1 protein-coding gene is annotated in these 568 nt (G+C 65.5%); it reads left to right on the forward strand.

Annotated features, from left to right (window positions below):
* Window positions 1-568: xanthine dehydrogenase family protein molybdopterin-binding subunit (locus AC1DWF_RS37245; protein ID WP_476843444.1), on the forward strand; the 568-nt coding region annotated here is incomplete at both ends.

Genomic DNA, 568 nt, shown 5'->3' on the forward strand with positions numbered 1-568 from the left:
TCTACGAGGTGCTCCCGCATGTCATCGAGCTCGAGGAGGCGATCAAGCCGGACGCGCCGATCCTGCACGACTTCCTGAGCTTCGAGGGCAAGCCGTCCAATATCGCCGGCAAGCTGGAGCACAAGCTGGGCGATGTGGAGGCCGGCTTCGCCAGCGCCGACGTCGTCATCGAGCGCAGCTTCAAGACGCGCCCGGTGCACCAGGGCTATATCGAGCCGCATTCCTGCCTGGTCAGCGTTGTCGACGGCAAGGCGGTGATCTGGAGCTCCAGCCAGGGCCAGTTCATGGTGCGCGCCATGACCTCGCTGCTGACGGGCATCCCGCAGAGCGACATCCGCGCCATCCCCGCCGAGATCGGCGGCGGCTTCGGCGGCAAGACCATCATCTACCTGGAGCCGGTCGCGACCATCCTGGCGAAGAAGACCGGCCGCCCCGTGAAGATGGTCATGACGCGCGAGGAGGTGATGCGCGCGACAGGGCCGACCTCGGGTTCCATGAGCACCGTGAAGATCGGGGCGACAAAAGAGGGAAAAATAGTCGCGGGCCAGGGCACCTTCTACCTGCAGGC

It is taken from the genome of Aminobacter sp. P4_D5, from assembly GCF_056401815.1.